Source organism: Streptomyces sp. UH6, assembly GCF_013421635.1.
Classification (GTDB): Bacteria; Actinomycetota; Actinomycetes; order Streptomycetales; family Streptomycetaceae; genus Streptomyces; species Streptomyces abyssomicinicus.
This window is the reverse complement of record NZ_JACADT010000317.1, coordinates 1-5,742: the sequence shown is the minus strand read 5'-3', so window position 1 is coordinate 5,742 and position 5,742 is coordinate 1. Positions and strand designations below refer to the sequence as shown.

4 protein-coding genes are annotated in these 5,742 nt (G+C 71.7%); 2 read left to right on the top strand and 2 right to left on the bottom strand.

Annotated elements, in window-relative coordinates:
- Positions 1-284: FAD-dependent oxidoreductase (locus HW445_RS16415; protein WP_180221766.1), on the bottom strand; the 284-nt coding region annotated here is incomplete at its 3' end.
- A gap of 116 nt (positions 285-400) precedes the next feature.
- Positions 401-2,455 (bottom strand): ATP-binding protein, encoded by a 2,055-nt coding sequence (locus HW445_RS16410; protein WP_180221765.1) that lies wholly within the window; start codon positions 2,453-2,455, stop codon positions 401-403.
- 240 nt (positions 2,456-2,695) lie between these two features.
- Here HW445_RS16410 and HW445_RS16405 point away from each other — a divergent pair, with 240 nt between their 5' ends.
- The gene (locus HW445_RS16405) at positions 2,696-4,228 is read left to right on the top strand and encodes an amino acid permease (RefSeq protein ID WP_180221764.1); all 1,533 of its coding nucleotides are present in this window, start codon (positions 2,696-2,698) and stop codon (positions 4,226-4,228) included.
- Between the two features lie 272 nt (positions 4,229-4,500).
- A complete protein-coding gene (locus tag HW445_RS16400; protein WP_180221763.1) occupies positions 4,501-5,700 on the top strand; it encodes an oxygenase MpaB family protein in 1,200 nt (399 codons plus the stop codon).
- The last annotated feature ends 42 nt before the right edge of the window (positions 5,701-5,742 follow it).

Below are 5,742 nucleotides of genomic sequence, written 5' to 3'. Positions count from 1 at the left end.
AGCGGCCCCGCCGCCTCCAGCGCCTCGACGACCCGAGGCAGCCTCTCGCGCAGCAGCGCCGCCCCGACGGGCAGCAGGATGTGCGGCTGGCGGAACTGGGACACGCCGGGCCGGTGCCACTGTCCCCACGCGCGCTCCGCGACGTCCGGCCCGGCGGCGACGGCCTCGCCGTCCCGCTCCAGCACGGTGACGCGCAGTCCCTGCCCGGCCAGGGACATCGCCGTGGCCAGGCCGACGGGTCCACCGCCGATCACGATCACGTCCTGTTCCGGTCGTCCCGGCATCCGAAGCCTCCTCGAAAGAACGTCAGTTCGTCGTGGGAGCCACGTTCGCCGCGAACACCGCTCAGTCACCAGTCCGTTCGGTGCTCACCCGTCGACCGTTCGGTGCTCACTTCCCGTCAGGGGTGCGGCGACGGGATGGGCAGGCCGGCCGTCTCCCGCTGCCAGAGGATGTCGCAGACCCGCTCGCAGCCGCGCTGCAGATGTCTGCGGTAGGTGCTGTAGGGGAGGCTCAGCCGCTCGGCGGCGACCATGTGGCTGGGCACCCGGTGGAAGAAGGTGGTGGCCAGCACCCGGTGGAGCTTGGCGTCACGCGGATCGGCGCGCAGGGCGTCCACGGCGTCGCTGAGCAGCTCCCGCAGCATCTCCCCGGAGTGCTCGGCGGCGAACCCCGGCTGTCCGGTGACCATCCGCGTGGTGCGCAGCGGGCCCGCGGCGAGGACGTCCGGCCGGTGCCAGTCACGCAGGGCGTCGCGGACCGCGGTGTCGAACGCGGCGCGGGTCAGCGGCGCGGCCGGGGCGTCGGCGGCGGGGCGGGCCGGGGCCTCGGTCAGCGCGCCCGGCTGGGTGCGGTCGAACCAGATCGACAGCGGGGTGACCCGCCAGTCGCAGGCGAACAGGGTGTAGGTGTGTCCGTTGGGCCACGGCAGGGCGGTGGCCCGTTCGTGCCCCAGGTGCTCCATCAGCGCCTCCCAGTTCTGCGGGAACGGACTGATGATGAACGACCAGGCCAGGGACCCGGAGCGGATGTAGTCCGCGCAGATGCGCAGCTGCATCAGGTGCAGGACCGGCGATATCTCGTAGTACGCCGGCGGGTGGATGAGGAAGCGCGCCAGCAGCAGGTGCTCGCCCGGCCGGAGCGGGCTGGTCCGCAGGGTGTGTTCCCACGCCTGCACCATGACCGGGTCCGCGGCGAGTTCGTCGGGCCTCGGCTCGGACAGCCGCAGCCAGGTCATGAACGCGACCGGTTCGCCGGTCGCGGACTCGCGGTACATCCAGAACGCCTCGGGCTGCCGCTCCAGCCAGAAGTCGACGACGGCGGCGGACTCGGGTCCCTCGGCCTCGGTGATCAGCCGTCGCACGGCGTCGTGGTCGCCGGGGCGCAGGACGTCCTCGTGGTAGTCGCCCTCCCGGCGCATCTGGAAGTACTCGCCCATCGGCCCGTACCGCTTCAGGTAGCTGATCTCACGGATCGCCACCATCGCCTCCGCGGGGGAGGCGGTCCGTGCCTGTTCGAGCAGGTGGTGGCCGACGCGGCGGTGCATCTCCTCGTACCCCTGCGGGTCCCGCCAGCGCAGGTCGGCGTCGACGGCGTCACTGACGAGGTCGTGCAGGAAGACGCCCTGCCGCCCCCAGTCGGCGACCGGCAGGCGGCGCAGCCAGGTGAACAGTTCGGCGCCCCGGTCGGGGCCGAGCACGGCCCGCAGCAGCCCCTCGGTGGTGGTCATGGCGTGCGCCGCCATCTCCAGGGCCAGCCGGTGGTCGGGCGTCGGCACCTCTCCCACCATCTGGGAGAGCAGCGCGGTCAGCACGTCCGGTGTGGGCTCCCAGTCCTTGTCCTCGCCGTGCGCCGCGACGCCGGCGGCGAGGCTGAGCGCGAGCGGGTGGCCGCCGGCGAAGGCCAGCACCTGCTCCCGCACGAGGGGGGCCACGTCCCGCAGTTCGAGCAGCCGCGCGGCGTCGGCCGGCGCCAGGTCGGCCAGCGGGACGACGGCCAGGGCCTCGCTCCAGGCGAGGTCGGCCCGCCAGGCGGAGCTGGGGGCCTCCCGCCCGGCGAGCACCGTCAGGGTCCGGCCGGGCAGTCCGGGCAGGAAGTGGTCGCGCAGCCAGCCCTCGAGCCCCTGGCAGTGCTCGAACGCGTCGATGAGGAGCACGGTGTCCGGTGCGGCGCCCACGGCCTCGGCCTCGGTCCGGAATCCGGCGGGGGAGGGGTCGATCAGCCGTCCGTTCACCTCGACCACGGGCCGCCCGGCGTCGCGGCTCTCGTCCGCGAACCGGCGCAGCAGGGTCGACTTGCCGACTCCGCCGGGGCCGTGCACGTACAGCACGGCGGGAGCGTCCGGCGCCCCCGACAGGGCGTCACGGAACGCGGCGAGTTCCTCCAGGCGCCCCACGAAGGCGCGTTCGCGCGCCCACCTCAACCGCTCGGCCAGACTGCCCGATCCTCTGCTCATCCGTCGAGAATATCGGTCCTCGCCCGGCTGGAGCGGCGGTCGGCGGCCGAGCGTTCCGTCCGTGGCCGGACACCGCCCACCGGCCCGCCGGCCTGCGCGTGCTTCGGAGCCCGGCCGGTGTGGGCATGCATCCCGTGCTTCGTCGGATGAGCGGCGGCCTCCGGCGCGACCGCACTCCGCGCGGCGTCGGCACCACCGGGCATCCGTCACCATCTCCGATGTGCGAAGGACGGTACTCCCATGCCTCAGGACGAGTCCCGCGTGTCCGAGGAACAACGACTGGAGCAACTCGGCTACCGGCAGACCCTCTCCCGTTCGATGTCCGGCCGGGCGAACTTCGGGGTCAGCTTCACCATCATCTCGATCCTGTCCGGATGCATGACCCTGTACGGCTTCGGGATGAACACCGGCGGCCCCGTCGTGATCATGTGGGGCTGGCTGTTCGTCGGCCTCATGACCCTGTTCGTGGGGCTGTCGATGGCGGAGGTCTGCTCCGCCTATCCGACCAGCGCCGGGCTGTACTTCTGGGCGCACCGCATGGCACCCGCGAGGACGGCCGCCGCCTGGGCCTGGTTCACCGGCTGGTTCAACACCCTGGGCCAGATCGCGGTGACCGCGGGCGTCGACTTCGGCGCGGCGACCTTCCTCAACGCCTGGCTGGACCTCCAGTTCGGCTTCGCGGCCACCCCCGGCCACACCATCACGCTGTTCGGCCTCATCCTGGTGCTGCACGGCGTGCTGAACACCTTCGGGGTCCGCATCGTCGCCTTCCTCAACGAGGTCTCCATCTGGTGGCACATCCTCGGCGTGGTCGTCATCTGCGGCGCCCTGGTGCTGGTGCCCGACCAGCACCGGCCGGCCGGCTTCGTCTTCGGCGAGTTCGTCAACAACACCGGCTTCTCCTCCAGCCTCTACGTGGTGCTGATCGGGCTGCTGATGGCGCAGTACACCTTCACCGGCTACGACGCCTCCGCCCACATGACCGAGGAGACCGTGGGCGCCTCCACCGCGGGCCCGCGGGGCATCGTCCGGTCGATCCTCGTCTCCCTCGCGGCGGGCTTCGTCCTGCTGTTCGGCTTCACCTTCGCGATCCAGTCCTACACCGGCGCCCTCGCCTCCGGGACGGGCGTCCCGCCGGCCCAGATCCTGATGGACGCCCTGGGCGTGGCGGCCGGGAAGTGGCTGCTGCTGGTCGTCATCGTCGCGCAGCTCTTCTGCGGGATGGCCTCCGTCACCGCCAACTCCCGCATGATCTACGCCTTCTCGCGCGACGGGGCCCTGCCGTTCTCCCGGGTGTGGCACCAGCTGAACCCGGCCACCCGGACACCGGCCAACGCCGTCTGGCTCGCCACCGGAGGAGCCTTCGTCCTCGGCCTGCCGTACCTGTGGAACACCACCGCGTACGCGGCCGTCACGTCGATCGCGACCATCGGCCTGTACATCGCCTACGTCATCCCCACCTTCCTCCGGCTCCGCCAGGGGGACCGGTTCGAGCGGGGCCCCTGGCACCTCGGCCGCTGGTCCCGCCCCGTGGGCACCGTCGCCGTCGCGTGGGTGCTGGTGATCACCGTGCTGTTCATGCTGCCGCAGACCTCGCCCGTCACCGCGCGGACCTTCAACTACGCGCCCGTGGCGGTGGGCGTGGTCGCCGCCTTCTGCGGCGTCTGGTGGCTCGTCTCGGCCCGCCGGTGGTTCCTCGACCCCACGCATCCGCGCAACGCCGTGCCGGATGCCGACGACGACGCCGAGGGGAGCGAACCGAGCCTGCGGTAGACCGCGGCGGAGGGACCGCGGTGACGGACCGCGGTGACACGGAGCGGCGGTGTGCCCGGCCGGGCACACCGCCGCTCCGTGTTTCCGGGTGCCCGCCGGGCGGCCAACCTCGGCAACCCCTCTCCGTCACGACCATTGCCGCCAGTGTCCCGCGTCGCTATGTTAATGAGAAATCACATCGCTCCACCGGTTCTGAAACATGGCGGTCACCCAACTGGCCAGTGGAAAAGGCACAGCGTGCCGTCTGGTCCGTCAAGGAAGTGGGTAAGTCAATGGACAATCTCAGCAGGCGGCGACTGCTGTCACTCGGTGCCGCTCTCGGCCTCGCGGGCGTGGCGGGTCCGGGTCAGGCATGGGCGGCGACGGGCTCGGTGGCCGGAGCCGCCGCGGGCACCGGTCCCGAGTGGATCTGGGACGACCTGGCGGACCCGCTGATGGTCCGGATGCTCGACAACGGCCACGTTCCGGCGATCAACGCCGCGTGGGGGTCGTGGGTGAACAACGACGACCCGCTGCCCAGCGGCCTTCCGGCCGAGTTCGCCACCTACCTGGGCAAGGTCAACAAGCTCCCCAGCTGGGCGGACCAGACCAAGCTGACCCGCGCCGCCGACTTCAACCGGCGCCGGGACACCTACCTGTTCATGCTGTACGGCCTCGGCAGCGGCATCATGAGCACGGTGATCCCGCGGGAGGCCAGGAGCGTCTACTGGTCCGCGGGCGGCGCCGACATGCAGGACCGCGCGGCCAAGACGTTCACCTTCGGCTACGACCTGTCGGAGCTCGGCGCCTTCAAGCCGAGCGGCCAGTTCGTCGTCACCGCCAACAAGACGCGCGTGGTGCACGCCGCGGTGCGTCACCTCCTGCCGCAGTCGCCCGGCTGGCGGGCGGCCGCCGACGAGACCATCCCGATCAGCGCCGCGGACATCCTGGTCACCTTCCACAGCCTGGGCACCTACGTGCACAGCAAGCTGCTCGAGTGGCGGATCCCGTACTCGACGGCGGACCAGGAGGCGTTCCTGCACTCGTGGCAGGTCGCCGTCCACCTGCTCGGCGTTCCGGACGAGCACATCCCGCAGACCTGGTCGGCCGCGCTCGCGCAGTCCAAGCAGGTGCTCACCCCCATCCTCACCCCGACGGACGAGGGCATCGCGCTGGCCGAGGACCTGCTCGGCCTGACGGCGCAGATCGACCTCGGCGTCACCCGCGGGTTCCTCAACGAGTTCGTGCGCTACGTCCTCAGCGACGAGGTCGGCAACTGGCTCGGCCTCAAGCGGGACTACGCGGCGGCGGCCCTGGTCCGCACCGCGTGGCCGGCGTACATCCTGTTCCGCGAGGGCCTGTCGCCCGTCATGCCCGGCACCTTCTACATGATGGACCAGCTGGTGCGCGGCCTGGCGATGCTGTTCCTCAACAAGGGCGGTTCCGGGACCACGACGCCCATCACGATCCCCACCGGGAACCGGCCGGCCTGAGACGGGCCGCCGCCCGGCCCCACCCGTGCCCGCTCCGCGATC